The sequence below is a fragment of the Rhizobium cauense genome, from assembly GCF_019511525.1.
Taxonomy (GTDB): domain Bacteria; phylum Pseudomonadota; class Alphaproteobacteria; order Rhizobiales; family Rhizobiaceae; genus Rhizobium; species Rhizobium cauense.
The window spans coordinates 23,575-43,044 of record NZ_JAEUAT010000008.1 but is presented as its reverse complement, the minus strand read 5'-3'; the positions used below and the strand labels follow the sequence as shown (position 1 = coordinate 43,044).

At 59.3% G+C, this 19,470-nt stretch carries 17 protein-coding genes; 10 read left to right on the top strand and 7 right to left on the bottom strand.

Annotated elements, in window-relative coordinates:
• Nucleotides 1-198 precede the first annotated feature (198 nt).
• The 4 genes from JNB88_RS16335 to JNB88_RS16320 all read left to right on the top strand — a co-directional run bounded on the left by JNB88_RS16335 (nucleotide 199) and on the right by JNB88_RS16320 (nucleotide 4,683).
• Nucleotides 199-1,608 (top strand): circularly permuted type 2 ATP-grasp protein, encoded by a 1,410-nt coding sequence (locus JNB88_RS16335; RefSeq protein WP_220356364.1) that lies wholly within the window; start codon nucleotides 199-201, stop codon nucleotides 1,606-1,608.
• A complete protein-coding gene (locus tag JNB88_RS16330; protein ID WP_220356363.1) occupies nucleotides 1,608-2,549 on the top strand; it encodes an alpha-E domain-containing protein in 942 nt (313 codons plus the stop codon). The genes JNB88_RS16335 and JNB88_RS16330 overlap by 1 nt, the downstream gene beginning before the upstream one ends.
• Before the next feature lie 11 nt (nucleotides 2,550-2,560).
• The gene (locus tag JNB88_RS16325; RefSeq protein ID WP_220356362.1) at nucleotides 2,561-3,379 is read left to right on the top strand and encodes a transglutaminase family protein; all 819 of its coding nucleotides are present in this window, start codon (nucleotides 2,561-2,563) and stop codon (nucleotides 3,377-3,379) included.
• Nucleotides 3,380-3,630: 251 nt separating this feature from the next.
• The gene (locus JNB88_RS16320; RefSeq protein ID WP_220356361.1) at nucleotides 3,631-4,683 is read left to right on the top strand and encodes an HD domain-containing phosphohydrolase; all 1,053 of its coding nucleotides are present in this window, start codon (nucleotides 3,631-3,633) and stop codon (nucleotides 4,681-4,683) included.
• Nucleotides 4,684-4,740: 57 nt separating this feature from the next.
• On the opposite strand, the gene JNB88_RS16315 is transcribed toward JNB88_RS16320, so the two are convergent.
• The 5 genes from JNB88_RS16315 to chvE form a co-directional block, all read right to left on the bottom strand.
• Complete coding sequence (locus JNB88_RS16315; protein ID WP_220356360.1) at nucleotides 4,741-6,174, bottom strand: aldehyde dehydrogenase family protein; 1,434 nt, start codon at nucleotides 6,172-6,174, stop codon at nucleotides 4,741-4,743.
• Nucleotides 6,175-6,246: 72 nt separating this feature from the next.
• A complete protein-coding gene (gene araD1, locus JNB88_RS16310) occupies nucleotides 6,247-7,242 on the bottom strand; it encodes an AraD1 family protein (protein WP_220356569.1) in 996 nt (331 codons plus the stop codon).
• A gap of 111 nt (nucleotides 7,243-7,353) precedes the next feature.
• The gene (gene mmsB, locus JNB88_RS16305) at nucleotides 7,354-8,562 is read right to left on the bottom strand and encodes a multiple monosaccharide ABC transporter permease (protein ID WP_037132489.1); all 1,209 of its coding nucleotides are present in this window, start codon (nucleotides 8,560-8,562) and stop codon (nucleotides 7,354-7,356) included.
• Entirely contained in the window at nucleotides 8,559-10,097 is a 1,539-nt protein-coding gene (gene mmsA, locus JNB88_RS16300; RefSeq protein ID WP_220356359.1) for a multiple monosaccharide ABC transporter ATP-binding protein, read from the bottom strand. The genes mmsB and mmsA overlap by 4 nt, the downstream gene beginning before the upstream one ends.
• A gap of 95 nt (nucleotides 10,098-10,192) precedes the next feature.
• Nucleotides 10,193-11,257, bottom strand: coding sequence for a multiple monosaccharide ABC transporter substrate-binding protein (chvE, locus tag JNB88_RS16295; protein WP_220356358.1), 1,065 nt, complete (start codon nucleotides 11,255-11,257; stop codon nucleotides 10,193-10,195).
• Between the two features lie 273 nt (nucleotides 11,258-11,530).
• Here chvE and JNB88_RS16290 point away from each other — a divergent pair, with 273 nt between their 5' ends.
• Complete coding sequence (locus tag JNB88_RS16290; protein WP_220356357.1) at nucleotides 11,531-12,538, top strand: LysR family transcriptional regulator; 1,008 nt, start codon at nucleotides 11,531-11,533, stop codon at nucleotides 12,536-12,538.
• Between the two features lie 53 nt (nucleotides 12,539-12,591).
• On the top strand, nucleotides 12,592-13,065 hold the full coding sequence (locus JNB88_RS16285; protein ID WP_220356356.1) for a hypothetical protein: 474 nt from the start codon (nucleotides 12,592-12,594) through the stop codon (nucleotides 13,063-13,065).
• Here the strand turns inward: JNB88_RS16285 and JNB88_RS16280 are convergent, their stop codons facing one another.
• The gene (locus JNB88_RS16280) at nucleotides 13,066-13,311 is read right to left on the bottom strand and encodes a hypothetical protein (protein ID WP_220356355.1); all 246 of its coding nucleotides are present in this window, start codon (nucleotides 13,309-13,311) and stop codon (nucleotides 13,066-13,068) included.
• A gap of 154 nt (nucleotides 13,312-13,465) precedes the next feature.
• Here JNB88_RS16280 and iolG point away from each other — a divergent pair, with 154 nt between their 5' ends.
• Nucleotides 13,466-14,458: an inositol 2-dehydrogenase gene (gene iolG, locus JNB88_RS16275; RefSeq protein WP_220356354.1), complete on the top strand. Its 993-nt coding sequence runs from the start codon at nucleotides 13,466-13,468 to the stop codon at nucleotides 14,456-14,458.
• 93 nt (nucleotides 14,459-14,551) lie between these two features.
• Here the strand turns inward: iolG and JNB88_RS16270 are convergent, their stop codons facing one another.
• Entirely contained in the window at nucleotides 14,552-15,775 is a 1,224-nt protein-coding gene (locus JNB88_RS16270) for an ROK family transcriptional regulator (protein ID WP_220356353.1), read from the bottom strand.
• Nucleotides 15,776-16,003: 228 nt separating this feature from the next.
• Here JNB88_RS16270 and xylF point away from each other — a divergent pair, with 228 nt between their 5' ends.
• The 3 genes from xylF to JNB88_RS16255 all read left to right on the top strand — a co-directional run bounded on the left by xylF (nucleotide 16,004) and on the right by JNB88_RS16255 (nucleotide 19,404).
• Nucleotides 16,004-17,044 (top strand): D-xylose ABC transporter substrate-binding protein, encoded by a 1,041-nt coding sequence (xylF, locus tag JNB88_RS16265; RefSeq protein ID WP_220356352.1) that lies wholly within the window; start codon nucleotides 16,004-16,006, stop codon nucleotides 17,042-17,044.
• 252 nt (nucleotides 17,045-17,296) lie between these two features.
• Complete coding sequence (locus tag JNB88_RS16260; protein ID WP_037132473.1) at nucleotides 17,297-18,607, top strand: sugar ABC transporter permease; 1,311 nt, start codon at nucleotides 17,297-17,299, stop codon at nucleotides 18,605-18,607.
• Nucleotides 18,608-18,621: 14 nt separating this feature from the next.
• Nucleotides 18,622-19,404, top strand: a complete 783-nt coding sequence (locus JNB88_RS16255) for an ATP-binding cassette domain-containing protein (protein ID WP_220356351.1) — start codon at nucleotides 18,622-18,624, stop codon at nucleotides 19,402-19,404.
• The last annotated feature ends 66 nt before the right edge of the window (nucleotides 19,405-19,470 follow it).

Below are 19,470 nucleotides of genomic sequence, written 5' to 3'. Positions count from 1 at the left end.
ACAATCAAGTGCTTACATTTTGAGCGATTGCCGGGGATTGACGACGGCAAGGACCACGCCAGATTCTGATAAATGCCCAGTTTTTCGGCTCTTTTGGCCATTCGGGAGGATTTTACAAATCTCGCCCCTGAACTGTGCATGGTTCTTGCATTGCTTATTGCGTTGTATTCAAATGAACAAAAAAGGGGAGCCACACCTTTGGCATTTGATGAAATGATCACCGTGGACGAAAGTCCGCGTCAGCCATATGAGAAATACTTTGAGTGGTACAACAACCAAGATAGAGCGCATCTGATTGCCAAGAGCCGGGACGCGGAAAACATCTTCCGAAAGACCGGCATTACCTTCGCTGTCTACGGACACGCAGACTCCTCCGAAAAGCTTATCCCCTTCGACATCATCCCGCGCATCATATCTGGCCGCGAATGGCGCAAGCTCGCCCAAGGCATCGAACAACGGGTGATCGCGCTCAACGCCTTTCTCGATGATATCTACCACAAGCAGGAAATCATCCGCGCCGGTCGCATTCCGCGCGAACTGATCGAAAGGAACGATGCCTTCCTGCCCGAGATGATCGGCTTCCGTCCGCCGGGCGGCGTCTATACGCATATCGTCGGCACCGACATCGTTCGCACAGGCGAGGACGAGTTCTACGTACTGGAGGACAACGCCCGCACGCCGTCCGGCGTCAGCTACATGCTGGAAAACCGCGAGACGATGATGCAGATGTTCCCGGAACTGTTCCATGAGAACAAGGTCCGGCCGGTCGAGGATTATCCCTACCTGCTGCGCCAGAGCCTGGCGTCGCTCGCGCCTCCCGGCTGCAAGGGCAAGCCGCGCGTCGCAGTCCTGACCCCCGGCATCTACAATTCTGCCTACTACGAACATTCGTTCCTGGCTGATACGATGGGCGTCGAGCTGGTCGAAGGCTCGGACCTGCGCGTCATCGACGGCAAGGTAAAGATGCGCACGACCCGCGGCTACGAGGCGATCGACGTGCTCTACCGCCGCGTCGACGACGACTTCCTCGACCCCCTCACCTTCCGGCCGGATTCGGCGCTCGGCATCCCCGGCATCATGGATGTCTATCGTTCCGGCAACATCACCATCGCCAATGCGCCGGGCACCGGCATATCGGACGATAAGGCGATATATTCCTACATGCCTGAAATCGTCGAGTTCTATACCGGGCGCAAGCCGATCCTGGAAAACGTGCCGACCTGGCGCTGTTCCGAGCCGCAGAGCCTCAAGTATGTTCTCGAGCACCTCGAGGACCTGGTGGTCAAGGAAGTGCATGGCTCCGGTGGCTACGGCATGCTGGTCGGCCCGACAGCCAGCAAGAAGGAGCGCGCCGACTTCGCTGAAAAGCTGAAGGCAAAGCCCACCAACTATATCGCGCAGCCGACGCTTTCACTCTCGACCGTGCCGATCCTCGTCAACAAGGGAATTGCGCCGCGCCACGTGGACCTGCGCCCCTATGTTCTCGTTTCCGACAAGGTGCAGATCATCCCCGGCGGATTGACCCGCGTAGCCCTCAAGCAGGGCTCGCTTGTGGTCAATTCGAGCCAGGGTGGCGGCACAAAAGATACCTGGGTATTGGAGGACTGATGCTCGGAAGAACTGCAAACGGACTCTACTGGATGTTCCGTTATTTCGAACGTGCCGAAAACATCGCGCGCCTCATCGACGCCGGCCTGCGCATGTCGCTGACGAGAAGCGGAACCGGTGACGACGATTGGGATGGCGTGCTGCAAAGCGCGGGTGTCCGCGAGACCTATGATGAGGGCCACAGCAAGCTGACGAGCGCGGATGCGATAGACTATCTGCTGCGCGACCGGAGCAACCCTTCAAGCGTGATGTCCTGCGTCGACTACGGTCGAAACAACGCGCGCATGGTACGCACCGCGCTGACCCGGGAAACCTGGGAGGCGACGAACGAGTTCTGGATCGAGTTGAAGGCACTGCTTTCCAAGCGGTTGAAGGCGGCGGAACTGCCCGAGGCGATCGATGCAATCAAGCATCGTGCCGGGCTGATCCGCGGTGCCTTTCACGGCTCCATGCTCAGGAACGAACTCTACAACTTCGCTCGCATAGGAACCTTCATCGAGCGCGCGGACAATACGAGCCGCATTCTCGACGTGAAATATTACGTGCTGCTGCCGTCCGTTTCGGCGGTCGGCACCTCGATCGATAACATCCAGTGGGAATCGATCTTGCGCTCCGTCTCCGCCCACCGTTCCTACAGCTGGGCCTATGACGGTGAGTATCGCGCGATGAACATCGCCGACTTCCTGATCCTCAACGGCCAGATGCCGCGCTCGCTCGCCTACTGCTACGAGAAGATCGTCAGCGAACTCGGCTATCTTGCCAAGGATTACGGCGAGCGGTTGCCGGCGCACGACACGGCGGACGCCATCCGCAAGACACTTCAGACACGTGCCATCAAGGAGATCATGGATCAGGGCTTGCATGAGTTTCTGGAAGATTTCGTCACACGCAACAACCAGCTCGGCATGGAAATTTCCGACGGTTACCGGTTCTATGCTTAGGTGGGCACGAGATGAAACTTAAGATCAGCCACGTCACCGAATATCACTACGAGGAACCGTCCGTCTTCTCGCTGCAGCGTCTGCGACTAACGCCGCCGACCGTGACCGGACAGACGATCCTCAATTGGTCGCTGAATGTCGAAGGCGCCAAGCCTGAGGTGGAATATGACGACCAGTTCGGCAATCACATCAACCTCGTTTCGCTGGAGGGTGAGCAGCGCACGACCCGCATCGTCGCTGAGGGCGAAGTCGAGACGGAAGATCAGAACGGTGTCATTGGTCCGCACAGCGGCTTCTGCCCGCTCTGGCTTTTCCTGCGCGAGACGCCGAGGACGAAGCCCGGCAAGCTTGTAAAGGAACTGATCAAGGGCGTGGGCGGCGACAACGAACTCGCTCGCATGCACTCGTTGATGTCCGGGATCCATGCGACGGTGGCCTACCGGCCTGGAACGAGCGATACCGAAACGACTGCAGAGCAAGCGCTGGAGAAGAAAAGTGGTGTCTGCCAGGACCACGCCCATATCTTTGTTACCGCAGCACGCGCCCTAGGTGTACCGGCCCGCTACGTGTCTGGCTACCTGATGATGGAAGAGAAGATAGAGCAGGCAGCGACCCACGCGTGGGGCGAAGCGCATGTCCCTGGTCTTGGTTGGGTCGGCTTTGACCCGGCCAACAATATCTGCCCCGATGCGCGCTATGTGCGTGTCGCATCCGGACTTTGCTATCGCGATGCGGCTCCCGTTTCAGGCATGCGGATTGGCACGCCTGGAGAGAAACTCTCAGTCGTGGTCAAGGTCCAAGATCAGGGGCAGATGCAGAGTCAGAGCTGAAGGCGCGGTTACCACTCCTTAATCCTGATTGCAGCGGGCGCTCCATGCGCCCGTTTCTTTTGGATGCTAGCGAAAATCCTGCCCTTCGAAATAACCCGATGTTAAACCCCCTCGCCCGATCGTAGAGACGGTGAGCGCGGCATCCACTTCGCGACGGTTTCGATCGAAATGAATTCAGCCCCGACATATTCCGGGCTTCGAAATCTGGCGCAATGCCAGCCACATGCCGTAGAAATTTATCGGGTCTTTTCATGCATCTTCTTATTGTCGACGACAGCAAATCAAGTCTGCTGGCTTTAGAGACGGCTGTCCGCAGCTTCAGCGACCACAACATCGAAACCTTCTCAGATCCGCTGGCCGCTTTGGAACGCAGCCGCGCAACCAATTTCGACCTCGTGATGGTCGACTACATGATGCCGGGATTGAACGGTGTTGAGCTTATCCGGAACCTCCGCGCACAGCACGGTTACAAAAACGTACCCATCGTGATGGTGACTTCGCAGACGGAACGCGCCATTCGCCTGGAAGCGCTGGACGCTGGTGCGACGGACTTTCTGAACAAGCCTTTCGACCCGATGGAACTTCAGGCACGCATCGTCAACCTGCTCGAACTGCGCACGGCCCAGGTCGCCCTTGCCGATCGCGCACGAGCACTCGACGTCGCCTTCCGCCATGCCAGCCGGCAAGCGGATATACGTGAGCAGGAAATCATCTGGTGCCTCGCTCAGGCAATGGCATCACGGGATGGCAACACCGGCGATCATATCGAACGCGTGGCCAACATCGCCGAGTTGATCGCGGAGGGCGTCGGCCTCGACCGGATTCAGCGCCGCAACATCTTTCTGGCGGCGCCGTTGCACGACATCGGAAAGATCGGCATTCCCGATGCCATTCTGCAGAAGCCAGGCAAACTCAATCCAGACGAAATCGAGCTGATGCGCCAGCATGTTCCGATTGGTGTTGGCATTCTGCAGAACAGCACTGCCGAACTTTCTCGTGTGGCCGTCGCCATCATCGGCGGGCACCACGAGAAATGGGACGGTACGGGCTATCCGAATGGCTTGGTTGGAGACGCCATACCGATCGAAGCCCGCATCGTTGCGGTTGCGGATGTGTTCGACGCGCTTTGCTCCGACAGGCCCTACAAATCGGCCTGGACACCGGAGCGAGCCTATGAGGAAATCGTTGCCTGCAGCGGAACCCATTTCGATCCAGCATGCGTCGCCGCTTTCCGGCGCAAGTGGCCGGAGATCCGCAGCCTGTTCGTAAGCAGACCCGCCGCTCTGCTTACAGCCGCCCTCTAACAACAAAAGGCGGGATTAGATCCCGCCTTTTGACTTTCACAGCAATTTGTCCGGTCGTTATGCCAGCGTGTAAGCCGTCTTGACGCTCGTGTAGAACTCCGCCGCATACTTGCCCTGCTCGCGCGGACCGTAGGACGATCCCTTGCGACCGCCGAACGGCACATGGAAGTCGACACCCGCCGTCGGCAGATTGACCATCACCATGCCAGCCTCGGAGTTCCGCTTGAAGTGCGTCGCGTGTTTCAGGCTCGTCGTCGCAATGCCGGCGGACAGACCGAACGGCGTATCGTTGGCGGTTGCCAGCGCTTCCTCGTAGTCCTTGACGCGAATGACAGAAACAACAGGCCCGAAGATTTCCTCGCGCGAGATGCGCATCTGGTTCGTGGCTTCGGTGAAGAGAGTCGGCTGAAGATAGAACCCGGGTGTCTCGCGGCTGATGAGTTCGCCGCCGAAGGCGAGCTTGGCGCCTTCCTTCTTGCCGATCTCGATGTAGTCCGTGTCGGTCTTCAACTGCTTCTCATCAACGACGGGTCCGATATGCGTGCCCGACTTCATCGCGTTGTCGACAACCAGCGTCTCAAGCTTCGCGGTCAGCGCGGCAACGAACTTGTCGTGGATGCCTTCGGTGACGATCAGGCGCGAGGACGCGGTGCAGCGCTGACCGGTAGAGAAGAAGCCGGAATTGGCAGCTGCTTCGACGGCAACGGTGAGGTCCGCGTCGTCGAGGACGACCATCGGGTTCTTGCCGCCCATCTCGAGCTGGAACTTGCGGTTATGTTCGATCGAGGCAGATGCCACGCGACGGCCTGTCCCGGTCGAGCCGGTAAAGGTGATGCCGGTCACATCAGGGCTGTCGAGCATCGTCTGGCCGACCACCGAGCCCCTTCCCATGACGAGGTTCAGAACGCCCTTCGGCAGACCCGCGCGATTGAGGATATCGACGATCGCCCAGGAGCAGGCCGGAACGAGTTCCGCCGGCTTGAAGACGACGGTGTTGCCGTAGCAGAGCGCCGGCGCGAGTTTCCAGGCCGGAATCGCAATCGGAAAGTTCCAGGGCGTGATGATGCCGATGACGCCGAGCGGATCGCGGGTGATCTCGACGCCGATGTTTGGTCGAACCGACGGAATGACTTCGCCTGCAAGGCGCAGCGCTTCACCGGCGAAGAACTCGAAAATCTGGCTGGCGCGGATGGTCTCGCCGATCGCCTCGGGAAGGGTCTTGCCCTCTTCGCGGGCAAGCAGCGCGCCGAGTTCATCCTTGCGGGCCATGATCTCGTCGCCGGCCTTCTTCAGGATGACGTGGCGTTCCCAGATACCGGAGCGCGACCATGCGGGGAAAGCAGCCTTGGCAGCCGCAATCGCATTCTTGGTGTCTTCGACCGTACCATCCGCATAGAGACCGACAACCTCATTGGTGTCGGACGGATTGATATTCTTGGTCGCATCGGAACCGACCCATTCGCCGGCGATGAAGTTCTGATAGATGGTCATGGGCTGGTTGGCCTCCGATTCCGTTCATAAAAACGGTCCGGCCGCCGAAACGGCGGCCGGGCCAATGCCAACTCAGAGCTGCTTGACGACGATCTCTTCTTCGGCGTCGATCTTCAGCGGATTGCGCAGAGGCAGGCCAAATTCGGCGACTTCGATTTCGAAGACATCCCCCTCTTCCGTCTTGATGCCTTCCGCGAAGGAGAGCGTAGCGGTACCGAACATGTGGACGTGAACGTCGCCGGGCACACGGAACAGGCCGTACTTGAAGTGGTGATATTCGAGGTTCGCGAAGGTGTGCGACATGTTCGCTTCACCCGACAGGAACGGCTTTTCGAAGATCACCTTGTCGCCGCGCTTGATGCGCGAGGTACCGCGAATATCGTCAGGCGCAGCACCGATGCGGATCTCAGGGCCAAAGCTTGCCGGACGCAGCTTGGAGTGCGCGAGGTAGAGGTAGTTCTGGCGCTCGGTGACGTGATCTGAGAATTCATTCGACAGAGCGAAGCCGATGCGGAACGGCGTGCCGTCCTCAGCAATGACGTAGATGCCGGCCATCTCGGGTTCTTCGCCACCATCGAGCGCGAAGGACGGAGAAACGAGCGGAGCGCCAGGGGCAGCGGAACCGTACCCGTTGCCCTTGTAGAACCACTCGGGCTGAACGCCCTTTTCGCCAGCCTTCGGCTTGCCGTTCTCAAGGCCCATCTTGAACATCTTCATCGAGTCCGTGAGGGTTTCCTCGGCAGCCTCGGAGGTCTTCTTGTGCATGGAATCGCGCGTTGCAGCAGACCCCAGATGCGTCAGGCCCGTGCCCGTCAGATGCAGGTGCGCGGCGTCTGGATGCGTCATTGGCGGCAGGAAGCGACCTTCGGCGTAAGCCTTTTCGAGATCGACGGCCTCGCCGTAACCATGCGCCTCGATCACCGAAACGAGCGACTTGCCGCCGTTTGCGGCTTCCATTGCCAGCGCATAGACGCTGCCGGCGTTCTTGACGGCTTTCGCGGTACCGCCTGGCTCACGCACGGCGACGACGATCTCTCCGTTCGAACCCTTGATCTGCGAAATAAGCACGGTCTTCATCCTTCTTTCGATTGCGCGGAATATGCTCCGCCGTTCCGGCTCCCGAAGGAGCCGGATGTGCAAGTTCATTTCACTGCGAATGCACGGGCAGCGCCGAAGCGCTTAGCCCTTATTCTTGTTGTAGACGTCGAAGAAGACGGCAGCGAGAAGCACGAGGCCCTTGACCATCTGCTGGAAGTCGATGCCGAGACCGACGATCGACATGCCGTTGTTCATGACGCCCATGATGAACGCGCCGATGACGGCACCGGTAATCTTGCCAACGCCGCCGGATGCCGAAGCACCGCCGATGAAGCAGGCCGCGATAACGTCAAGTTCGAAGCCAACGCCCGCCTTCGGGGTCGCCGAGTTCAGACGGGCTGCGATAATCATACCGGCGAGGCCGGCGAGAACGCCCATGTTTACGAAGGTCAGGAAGCTCAGGCGTTCGGTGTTGATACCCGAAAGCTTGGTTGCCTTTTCGTTGCCGCCCATGGCGTAAATGCGGCGACCGATCGTCGTGCGGCGCGTAACGAACGCGTAGGCCGCGATCAGAACGAGCATGACGACAAGAACGTTCGGCAGGCCCTTGTAGCTCGAAAGCTGATAGCCAAGGAACAGGATCGCTAGCGACAGAATGAGGTTCTGAGCGACGAAGAAGCTTGTAGGCTCCACATCGATGCCGTGGCTTTCGTTTACCTTGCGGCGTCTCCAGGCGAGATAGAAGAGTACAACGGTAATGGCGACCGTCAGGATCAGGGACGTCGAATGCAGCGGAACACCGGCCACATCAATCATGGTGCCCGGCAGGAAGCCGGTCGAGATGACCTGGAAGTCCTTCGGGAACGGGCCGATGTTCTTGCCGCCGAGGACAAACAGCGTCAGGCCACGGAAGACGAGCATGCCCGCCAGCGTAACGATAAAGGACGGGATGCGGTGGTAGGCGATCCAGTAGCCCTGCGCGGCACCGATGAGACCGCCGATGATCAGGCAGAGAATGCCCGCCACGACGAAATTCATCTGCCAAGTCACGGTCATAATTGCCGCAACGGCACCCACGAAGGCGACGATCGACCCGACGGACAGGTCAATATGACCGGCCACGATCACGAGCAGCATGCCAAGCGCCATGATGACGATGAACGAGTTCTGCAGGACGAGGTTTGTCAGGTTGACCGGCTTGAAGAGGATGCCGCCCGTATAGAACTGGAAGAATACCATGATCGCGACGAGCGCGATGAGCATGCCGTATTCGCGGATATTGCCCCGGATGTAGTCGGCAACGGATACGACGTTGCTTTCCTCGGCGGCTGGAGGGTTGACGGGCGTCATTGTTTCTTCTCCCCTGAGCGCATGATAGCGCGCATGATGGTTTCTTGGCTCGCCTCTCCCTTTGGCAGTTCCGCAACGATACGTCCTTCATTCATGACGTAGATGCGGTCGCACGTGCCAAGCAGTTCGGGCATTTCCGATGAGATCATCAGAACGCCTTTGCCATCGGCGGCGAGCTGGTTGATGATAGTATAGATTTCGTATTTTGCACCGACATCGATACCGCGTGTGGGTTCATCGAGGATCAGAACGTCGGGATCGGAGAACAGCCACTTCGACAGCACGACCTTTTGCTGGTTGCCGCCCGAAAGGTTGACCGTTTCCTGGAAGATGCTGGAACTGCGGATGCGCAGCTTCGAGCGATAATCCGACGCGATCTTGGATTCCTTGATGCTGTCGATAACCGTCCCGCTGGAAACGCCTGCCAGATTGGCAAGCGTCGTGTTGTGGACGATGTTTTCGTTCAGCACGAGACCGAGATGCTTGCGGTCTTCGGTCACGTAGGCGAGACCGGCATCGATCGCCTTGCGAACGGTGCTGACGTCAACCGCCTTGCCGTGCATGGACACGTCGCCGTGAATCTTGTGGCCGTAGGACTTGCCGAACAGGCTCATCGCGAATTCGGTTCTGCCAGCGCCCATCAGACCCGCGATACCGACGACCTCGCCCGCGCGGACGGTGACATTGATGTCGTGCAGGACCTGACGATCACGGTGCTGCTGGTGGTAGGCGTTCCAGTTCTTCACCTCGAGAATCGTTTCGCCGATCGGCACGGAGCGCGGCGGATAACGATCGGCAAGCTCGCGGCCCACCATGTTCTTGATGATGATGTCTTCGCTGATTTCTTCGGTGCGACAGTCCATCGTCTTCACCGTCATGCCGTCGCGCAGGACCGTGATCTGGTCGGCAACCTTGCGCACTTCGTTCAGCTTGTGCGTGATGATGATCGAGGTCAGGCCCTGGTTGCGGAACTCGATCAGGAGTTCGAGCAGCGCATCGGAGTCCTTTTCATTGAGCGACGCCGTCGGCTCATCGAGGATCAGGAGCTTGACGCTCTTCGAGAGCGCCTTGGCGATTTCGACGAGCTGCTGCTTGCCGACGCCGATGTCGGTGACGAGCGTCTCAGGGGACTCCTTGAGGCCAACCTTGCTCAGCAGCTCTCTCGTGCGCTTGAAGGCTTCCTGCCACTTGATAATGCCATTCTGGGCGACTTCGTTGCCGAGGAAGATGTTTTCGGCAATCGACAGGAGCGGCACAAGGGCGAGCTCCTGGTGAATGATGACGATGCCGATTTCCTCGGAATCCTTGAGCGCCTTGAAATGACGGACGTCGCCTTCATAGACGATATCGCCGTCGTAGGTTCCGGCCGGGTAAACGCCGGAGAGAACTTTCATCAGGGTCGACTTGCCGGCCCCGTTTTCACCCACCAATGCGTGGATCTCACCTTGCCGAACCTTCAGGTTCACGTTCTCAAGCGCCTTCACGCCTGGGAACGTCTTGGTGATGTTCCGCATTTCGAGGATTGTATTGTCCATGGTCAAAATCCAGCGCCAGCAGCCAAAGGGGCGCGGCGATCATAAAATTGAAGACCGGAACCCGCAAGCAGCGGGTTCCGGCCAACTTGGAACAATTACTTCAGCTGGTCAGCCTTGTAGTAACCGCCTTCAACGAGGATCTTCTCGTAGTTGGTCTTGTCAACTGCGACCGGGGTCAGCAGGTAGGACGGAACGACCTTGACGCCGTTGTCGTAGGTCTTCGTGTCGTTGACTTCAGGCTCCTTGCCTTCCATCAGAGCGTTGACCATACCGACGGTGACCTTTGCGAGGTCACGGGTGTCCTTGAAGATCGTGGAGTGCTGTTCGCCAGCGATGATCGACTTGACCGACGGAACTTCAGCGTCCTGGCCGGAAACGACCGGGAGCGGCTGATCGCCAGAACCGTAGCCGACGCCCTTCAGCGACGAGATGATGCCGATGGACAGACCGTCGTAAGGCGACAGAACTGCATTGACCTTCGCGTCGGTGTAGTTAGCCGAGAGCAGGTTATCCATACGAGCCTGGGCCGTTGCCGGGTCCCAACGCAGCGTACCGACCTTGTCCATGCCGGTCTGGCCAGACTTTACGACGAGCTTGCCGCTGTCGATGTAAGGCTGCAGAACAGACATTGCGCCGTCATAGAAGAAGAAGGCGTTGTTGTCGTCCGGCGAACCGCCGAAGAGCTCGATGTTGAACGGGCCCTTGCCATCCTTGAGGCCGAGGGCATCAACGATGGAGGTTGCCTGCAGAACGCCGACCTTGAAGTTGTCGAACGTCGCGTAGTAGTCGACGTTGCCCGAGTCGCGGATCAGACGGTCATAAGCGATGACCTTGATGCCTGCGTCGTGAGCCTTCTGGAGAACGTCGGAAAGCGTCGTGCCGTCGATAGCGGCGATGACGAGAACCTTGACGCCCTTCGTGACCATGTTCTCAATCTGAGACAGCTGGTTCGGAATGTCGTCGTCAGCGTACTGCAGGTCGGTGGCGTAGCCAGCGTCCTGGAGCTGCTTGACGATGTTGTTGCCGTCGTCGATCCAACGAGCCGACGACTTCGTGGGCATTGCGATGCCGACAGTCCCCTTGTCTTGCGCCATCGCTGGCATAACGAACGAAGCGACGCCGAAAGCCGCCGCTGCCATCAACGAGATAATGGATTTCATATCTCTCTCTCCCTTAGTTAATAAACGCGCGGACGAAAAATCGCCCGCCCCGAAACTGTGGCAGGTTCCGTCTTGGATAATACTTCAGATGGTGAGAAACGAAGTAGGTCTCCTCCACGCTCTCTCACGTGTTGAGTGCCAACCAGCACACGGCGGCAAACTGGTATGGATTCCTATAACTGTCAAATAGAATAACTAGCAAAGCGCATAACATTTTTGGTATATCGTTAAAAAGTATTACTTTTGATGGAGCGCAGTTGGGAGGCTGCAACCATGCCGATTATCTCAGACCCTGTGACGCATGCCCATGTGGATATCCATACAGATATTTTCAGTGACGACGCCCTTCTAAGGTCAGGGCTCAAGCTGAATCACCTGCGGATGATCGTCGCAATCGAAGATAGCGGACAGATTTCAGCCGCTGCGGAAGTGCTGAACATTTCGCAGCCGGCAGCGTCGCGAATCCTGTCTGAAATGGAATCGATCGTTAAGACGCCGCTTTACGAACGCGTGGCCCGCGGGGTTGCACTGACGGCGTTTGGACAGGCCCTCGCCAGACGTGCGCGAAAGATAATGCTGGAACTGCGTGAGGCCGGCCGAGAGATCGCCGAACTGAAGACGGGAAAGGGTGGCGCCGTCTTCATCGGCGCGGTCACCGCCCCGGCGATGAGCCTGGTGGTGCCGGCGATAAAGCGTGTGAGAAGCGCCCTTCCCGGCATAGAAGTCACCATTCAGGTAGAAACGAGCAATGTGCTCGCCCGCGAACTGCTTGCCGCCCGGCACGACTTCATCATCAGCCGCATTCCCGACGATCTCAATCCACGCCTGTTCCAGGTCCAGGAGATCGGTGTGGAGAAGGCTTGCCTGATCGTGCGCGGCGGCCATCCTCTATTGAAGAAGAAAGTCGTCACCCTGGAGGACCTGCCGCAATACGACTGGGTCTTTCAGCCTGCAGGCACACTCCTTCGCCGGACGATCGAAGATCTCTTCCTGGCGCGAGGGGTGTCGCTTCCGGAAAATATCGTCAACACGTCTTCTTTGCTTCTTACCTGCGCAACGGTATGCCAGACAGATGCTATCGCTCCGATCGCGCTCGACGTGGCGCAGTTTCTCGCGACCCACAAGTCGAAGGCATCGGATGTGCGGGTGCTGCCGATCGATTTCGAGATCAACGTCAGGCCCTACAGCCTGATCACGGTCAAGGACCGTGCGCTCCCCCCCAGCGCGCGGCTGCTCTATGACCTCGTACTGGCCGAAAGCAAGAAGGTTGCGACGAGCTGACAAGCTTTGCACCACCTTACTCACATCTAATGCTCCTTCCAAAGGAAGCATCCATGCTATTCGGCCAATCCCTGTTCCAGTCCGTGCTCGACCGTCTCAAGGCAGAGAACGACGAGACAATCGATACGCCGTCGGCTGCCCGCGTCAGCGGCCTCAAGACGGGTCTCGCCTTCAATGTAATGGAAGGTGTGTCGGCATCGTCGGCACAACCCGGCCAGGCCTATTTCGACAATCTCGAGTTCGCGCCAGCAGAAAGAGCCGTCGAGACATCAACCGCGCCGTCGCCGATATCGGAACCCGAGCCCGTGATGCCCGAATACCTCGAACGCATCACACCGGAAGAGATCGCGGCCGAACTGAATTTGTCGGCGCGCGATACTGTCCAAAGCCTGAATGAGAAACGCCGCGCCTTCGCCAAGAAGAACCACCCCGACGGCGTCTATCCCGCATTTCGCGAAAACGCCACCAAACGAATGACCGCGGCAAACCTTTTGATCGACCAGGCCCTGCGACGCGTCAACCGCTGATTATTCGGCGTCTTTCTTGTCTTCGTGGTCTTCGGAGGGAGGCGTCGGCTCCGCGGTTTCCGACTGCGGCTTGTAGTTCCAGAACAGCATATAGGCTGCGTATATGCCGGCCCCACCCGACAGAACGGCCCAGAATGGGTCGCCGGTGGTGATTTCGACCAGCGCCCAGCCTAGGCAAACCGCCACGATGAGGATACGCGCCCAGAGCGGACGGTAGGCCGGATGGTTCGGATCAATGAGTTGCATACTTTTCCCGCGCGGTATTTTGATCACATGTCTTTAGGATGGATTTTACAAATGTGAAAGAGCCGCGGGCTTGACGCCGTAGCCATTAAATGGAATGAAAATTCTACACGCATTATAATTCGGTTCATTTGTTCCGAATCCAGGGGAGGTTCTCATGACAGTCAGATTTGGTCTTCTCGGCGCCGGCCGTATCGGCAAGGTTCACGCGAAGGCCGTCAGCGGTGACCCCAACGCCAAGCTCGTCGCTGTCGCCGACGCCTTTCCGCAGGCAGCAGAAGCGATCGCATCGGCCTACGGCTGCGAAGTCCGCACGATCGACGCGATCGAAGCTGCCAAGGACATCGACGCCGTTGTTATCTGCACTCCGACCGACACCCACGCTGATCTGATCGAGCGCTTCGCGCGTGCCGGCAAGGCAATCTTCTGCGAAAAGCCGATCGATCTGGACGTTGCCCGCGTCAAGGCCTGCATCAAGGTCGTTGACGAGACCAAGGCCAAGCTGATGGTTGGCTTTAACCGCCGGTTTGACCCGCATTTCATGGCGGTTCGCAAGACGATCGATGATGGCCGAATCGGCGACGTCGAGATGGTCACGATCACTTCGCGCGATCCGGGCGCCCCGCCTGTCGACTACATCAAGCGTTCGGGCGGCATCTTCCGCGACATGACGATCCATGACTTCGACATGGCCCGCTTCCTGCTCGGCGAAGAGCCAGTTGCCGTCAGCGCGACCGCCGCGGTTCTCGTCGACAAGGCGATCGGCGAGGCTGGTGACTATGACAGTGTTTCCGTAATTCTGCAGACCAAGTCCGGCAAGCAGGCGATCATCTCCAACTCCCGCCGCGCCACCTACGGCTACGATCAGCGCATCGAGGTGCATGGCTCCAAGGGCATGGTCGCCGCCGAAAACCAGCGCCCTGTCTCGATCGAGGTTGCCAATGGCGATGGCTACACCCGTCCGCCGCTGCACGACTTCTTCATGACCCGCTACACCGAAGCCTACGCCAACGAAATCGCGAGCTTTGTCGCGGCGATCGAAAAGGGTGGTGTAATCTCGCCGTCCGGCGCGGATGGCCTTGCTGCGCTGGCACTTGCCGACGCTGCGGTGCAATCCGTCAAGGAAGGCAAACTCATCAAGATTGGCTGACGGCCCTCTCCCGACCGAAAGCCACCTGTGAGATGGCCGGGTCCCTGCCCGGCCATTTCTCGTTTCCTGCTATTCTGCGCCGGTAACGCGCGGCTAGTCGGCCCCCTGAATGCCGGACATAACCAGTTCCTGATCGATCACCGACAATGCTCTGTCCAGGTGTCCCTCGAACACAAGGATAGATTCGTCAGGCACAACGCGGATCTCTGGCATCCCCTCCATCCGTACCACATGCGTCTGGCCGAGACCTTCCTCGATTCCCTGCCGCAACAAGTCATAATAGCGCGTGCCAGGCCCAGTGATTGCGATTGGCATGCGCTCTGTCAGGCTGAGCAGGCGTGAAAGCCCGTTTCCGAGCGCGATACCGGCCTGTCTGAATGCAAAGGCAGACATGCGATGGCCGTGGCGCGCCTGCGCTGCGATCTTGTCGAGCTCCGCGATAGGAACGAACTTGGCCGGAATCGTATCCAGCGGCACTTCGAAGGCCATGCGCAGAATCGCATAGAAGCCTGCATAGGCCTCAATGCATCCTTTGCTGCCGCAGCGACAAAGCCCGCCGTTCGCCATATGCAGCATATGTCCGAAATTCGGCGCCGAGATCTCCCGCTCCCCCTGCCCCGCGCTTCGAACGATGCCAAGCCCGATGCTATGCCCGAGCGACAATGCGGCAAGTGCACGAAAATCCGCTGGCCTCGTGTTCTCCTCATGCGCGCCGAGCGCCGCCGCAACAAGCTGCGTTTCATTGCCGAGGAGGATCCTGGCCTGCCATTCCGGCCGCAGTGCCGATTCGAAGTCGATCTGGTTACTGCCAAAGATTGGCGACCAGACCAGCACCGGCTCTGTAGGATGCACGAGACCCTTGCTGCTGATCGATATCAGCAACACCTTCTCCTGGGGCAGCTTCGAGCGCGATAGGATACGCGCAAGCCCCTCCCTGATGGAGGTTACAAACCTCTCGGCGCCAGCGGGATCATGTGACCTTTCCTCGTTGAACCTGTCGATGAGTTTGCCCGCGTAGTCGACCAACGAATATTGCACGCCATCCGACGAGATGATTACAACGACCAGGTAGCCGCAATCGCGGCGTTGCCGAAACGACACGCGCGGACGCCCCCGCCCGCTGGCCGCCTGATGCTCGGATTTCTCGATGATCTGAGCTTTTTCCAGATCGGCGGTGATGGCTGAGATCGTGGCAGAGGACAGCTTTGTAAAGTCGGCGATCTCGGTGTGGGCGAGCGCTCCATGCCTTCGAAGCGCAGCGAGCACGAGGACGCTATTTCGCTGCCGGACCAATTCCGTGCTCGACTTGGTCAGCATATATGCCGGCCCTCTCCCCCTCGCATTCCGCCCTCGTTCACACTGTATCTCCGGCAGGTTCTCCTAACGAAAATTCCGTCGGTAGTGCAGTGTTGACAGTTGAAAAAATCTCTGACACTAAATTTCTCGACTGTCGAGAAAATAATACGAACCTTTCTGGACAGCGAACCGCGGCGGCCGGAGGAACCACTGGCTGGGGCTGGCCGCTATTCACTCGGGAGGATATTTATGAAGTCTGTTTTGAAGCTGATGGCCGGGGCGGCCATCCTCGTGTCGGTGCATACCGCCGCAATGGCTGCCGACCTCGTCGTCGGCGTTTCCTGGTCGAACTTCCAGGAAGAACGTTGGAAGACCGACGAAGCCGCCATCCAAAAGGCCCTGGAAGCCAAGGGCGCCAAGTACATTTCCGCTGATGCCCAGTCGTCTGCCGCAAAGCAGCTGACCGACGTTGAATCTCTGATTTCGCAGGGCGCGAACGCGCTGATCGTTCTTGCCCAGGATTCCGATGCGATCGGTCCTGCCATTGAAAAGGCTGCGGCTGAAGGCATTCCGGTTGTCGGTTACGACCGCCTGATCGAAAACCCTGCAGCCTTCTACATCACCTTCGACAACAAGGAAGTTGGTCGTCTGCAGGCCGAAGGCGTGTTCAAGGTCAAGCCTGAAGGCAACTACGTCTTCATCAAGGGCTCTTCTTCCGACCCGAACGCAGACTTCCTGTTCGCCGGCCAGATGGAAGTGCTGAAGGCTGCCGTTGACGCAGGCAAGATCAAGAACGTCGGCGAAGCCTACACCGACGGCTGGCTGCCGCAGAACGCCCAGCGCAACATGGAGCAGTTCCTGACTGCCAACAACAACAAGGTTGACGCCGTTGTTGCTTCGAACGACGGCACCGCCGGCGGCGCAGTGGCTGCTCTCGACGCACAGGGCATGGCAGGCACCGTTCCGGTTTCCGGCCAGGACGCCGACAAGGCTGCTCTGAACCGCATCGCGCTCGGCACGCAGACGGTTTCCGTTTGGAAGGACTCGCGCGAACTCGGTAAGCGCGCTGCTGAAATCGCGCTCGACCTCGCTGGCGGCACGACGATGGACAAGATTGCAGGCGTCACGGCTTTCGAGGGCGGTCCGAAGAAGGTGAAGATGCAGTCGATCTTCCTGAAGCCGGAGGCAATCACCAAGGACAACCTGAACGTCGTCATCGACGCCGGCTGGATTTCCAAGGCTGAAGCTTGCCAGGGCGTCAAGGCCGGCAGCGTCAAGGCCTGCGATTAATCCTTGTAAAGTCAATCAACACGCCGGCGCCGCAGCGGTCTCGCTGCGGCGCCGGATGCGGATGGTGCTTCCTCCACGGACACTCCCGCCTCGCAACGCACCGAACGCTTTGATTCCCTGCCAGAATAGTGCCGCGCCTTGAGCGGCCGTTTCGGAAGTCTCTCGGTGGTCAATTCAAGAACAGGGCAACCTCGGTTCGGGCTTTTCGGGCACCCGCGCCACGGCCCAAACAATGGGGGGAACGGCAAACCCATGGCAAACATCACGCAATCCTCATCAAGCCAACCGCGCGTGGCAGAGGGTAATGCTTTCACACGCTTCCTGCGCGCAACCGAGATCGACACGCGCCTGCTTGGCATGGTTGCCGCGCTGCTCGTCATCTGGATCGGCTTCCATCTCTACACCGGCGGGCTCTTCCTGACGCCGCGCAACCTCTGGAACCTCTCGGTCCAGACGACCGAGATCGCGGTTCTCGCGACAGGCATGGTGCTCGTCATCGTCACCCGCAACATCGACCTGTCGATCGGCTCCATGCTCGGCCTCGTCGCCATGATCATGGGTGTCGTCCAGGCAAAATTCCTGCCGCAGTATCTCGGCTTCGACAACTCCTGGACCTGGCTGATCACGCTGGTCTGCGGCCTGGTTGCCGGAACGCTGATCGGCCTTTTCCAGGGCGTCATCATCGCCTTCCTGGGCGTCCCCTCCTTCATTGTCACGCTCGGCGGCTTCCTCGCCTGGCGCGGTCTTGCCTGGTACGTGACATCGGGCCAGACGGTCGCCCCGCTCGATACGACGTTCCGTATCATGGGCGGCGGTGCCGAAGGTGCCGTCGGCGCGACCTGGAGCTGGATCATCGGGCTTGTCGCCTGCGTGCTGATCATCGTCGGCATCATCGGCTCACGCCACCAGCGCAAGCGCTTCAACTTCCCGCGCCGTCCGCTCTGGGCCGAATATTTCCTGGCCGTCCTCGGCTGTGCGCTGGTGCTCGGAGCCATCTGGGTGTCCACCATCTATTATTGGCCGGTGGCGATCGCCAAGAAATATGCCGAGGCAAACAACATTGCCTGGCCGGAAACGGGGCTGTTCATCTCCTACGGCATCGCCGTGCCTGTCCTGATCGCCATTCTCGTCGGCATCGTGATGACCTTCATCGCCACCCGCCTGCGCTTCGGCCGCTATGTCTTCGCGATCGGCGGCAATCCTGAGGCCGCAGAGCTCGCCGGCATCAAGACGCGCTGGGTTGCGGTCCGCATCTTCGCGCTGATGGGCTTCCTCGCGGCGGTCGCCGCGGCGATCTCCACCGCACGCCTAAATGCGGCTGCGAACTCGCAAGGCACGACCTACGAGCTCTATACCATCGCGGCAGCCGTCATCGGCGGCACCTCGCTTGCCGGCGGCACCGGCACGATCGCCGGCGCCATGCTCGGCGCGCTGGTCATGCAGTCGCTGCAATCGGGGATGGGCCTCGCCAATGTCGACACCCCCATACAGAATGTCGTCGTGGGCGCCGTGCTTGTCGTTGCCGTCTGGCTCGACACCGTCTATCGCTCGCGGTCGAAGTAAGAGGAGTCCTAGATATGACTGATCAACGCACTCCCCTTGTGGAACTGAAGAACATCTCGATCTCCTTCGGCGGAATTCACGCCGTGGACAATGCTTCGGTCGATCTCTACCCCGGCGAAGTCGTCGCCCTTCTCGGCCACAACGGCGCCGGCAAGTCGACACTCATCAAGATCCTCTCCGGCGCCTACAAGCGCGATAGCGGCGAGATCCTGATCAATGGCGAGCCAGCCGACATCCGCAATCCGCGCGATGCGAAGAAGTATGGCATCGAGACGATCTACCAGACGCTCGCCGTCGCCGATAACGTCGATGCCGCCGCCAACCTTTATCTCGGCCGCGAGATCCGCACGAAATGGGGAACGCTCGACGACGTTGCCATGGAAGCCTCCGCCCGCGAGGTGATGGGACGTCTCAACCCCAACTTCCGCCGCTTCAAGGAGCCGGTGAAGGCGCTGTCCGGTGGTCAGCGGCAGTCGGTGGCGATCGCCCGCGCCATCCTGTTCAATGCCCGCATCCTGATCATGGACGAGCCGACGGCAGCCCTTGGTCCGCAGGAAACGGCCCAGGTCGGCGAGCTGATCAAGCAACTGAAGAAGGAAGGCATCGGCATCTTCCTGATCAGCCACGACATCCATGACGTTTTCGACCTCGCCGACCGCGTGTCGGTTATGAAGAACGGCCAGGTCGTCGGCCACGCCCGCACCGAGGACGTCACCAAGGACGAGGTCCTCGGCATGATCATCCTCGGCAAGGTCCCGCCCAAGGCCATCCCCGGCCCCGGCGCCATGCAGGTCTGACGCCAACTGCGATAAGAGGAGCCCGCCGAACGAAAGTCCGGCGGGCTCTCGCTTTCAGGACACCGC

Excerpts from the sequence above, each read along its gene's own strand:
- JNB88_RS16330 (WP_220356363.1), top strand. The coding sequence starts at position 1,608 with ATGCTCGGAAGAACTGCAAACGGACTCTACTGGATGTTCCGTTATTTC.
- JNB88_RS16325 (WP_220356362.1), top strand. The coding sequence starts at position 2,561 with ATGAAACTTAAGATCAGCCACGTCACCGAATATCACTACGAGGAACCG.
- JNB88_RS16320 (WP_220356361.1), top strand. The coding sequence starts at position 3,631 with ATGCATCTTCTTATTGTCGACGACAGCAAATCAAGTCTGCTGGCTTTA.
- JNB88_RS16315 (WP_220356360.1), bottom strand. The coding sequence starts at position 6,174 with ATGACCATCTATCAGAACTTCATCGCCGGCGAATGGGTCGGTTCCGAT.
- mmsB (WP_037132489.1), bottom strand. The coding sequence starts at position 8,562 with ATGACGCCCGTCAACCCTCCAGCCGCCGAGGAAAGCAACGTCGTATCC.
- mmsA (WP_220356359.1), bottom strand. The coding sequence starts at position 10,097 with ATGGACAATACAATCCTCGAAATGCGGAACATCACCAAGACGTTCCCA.
- chvE (WP_220356358.1), bottom strand. The coding sequence starts at position 11,257 with ATGAAATCCATTATCTCGTTGATGGCAGCGGCGGCTTTCGGCGTCGCT.
- JNB88_RS16290 (WP_220356357.1), top strand. The coding sequence starts at position 11,531 with ATGCCGATTATCTCAGACCCTGTGACGCATGCCCATGTGGATATCCAT.
- JNB88_RS16285 (WP_220356356.1), top strand. The coding sequence starts at position 12,592 with ATGCTATTCGGCCAATCCCTGTTCCAGTCCGTGCTCGACCGTCTCAAG.
- JNB88_RS16280 (WP_220356355.1), bottom strand. The coding sequence starts at position 13,311 with ATGCAACTCATTGATCCGAACCATCCGGCCTACCGTCCGCTCTGGGCG.
- iolG (WP_220356354.1), top strand. The coding sequence starts at position 13,466 with ATGACAGTCAGATTTGGTCTTCTCGGCGCCGGCCGTATCGGCAAGGTT.
- JNB88_RS16270 (WP_220356353.1), bottom strand. The coding sequence starts at position 15,775 with ATGCTGACCAAGTCGAGCACGGAATTGGTCCGGCAGCGAAATAGCGTC.
- xylF (WP_220356352.1), top strand. The coding sequence starts at position 16,004 with ATGAAGTCTGTTTTGAAGCTGATGGCCGGGGCGGCCATCCTCGTGTCG.
- JNB88_RS16260 (WP_037132473.1), top strand. The coding sequence starts at position 17,297 with ATGGCAAACATCACGCAATCCTCATCAAGCCAACCGCGCGTGGCAGAG.
- JNB88_RS16255 (WP_220356351.1), top strand. The coding sequence starts at position 18,622 with ATGACTGATCAACGCACTCCCCTTGTGGAACTGAAGAACATCTCGATC.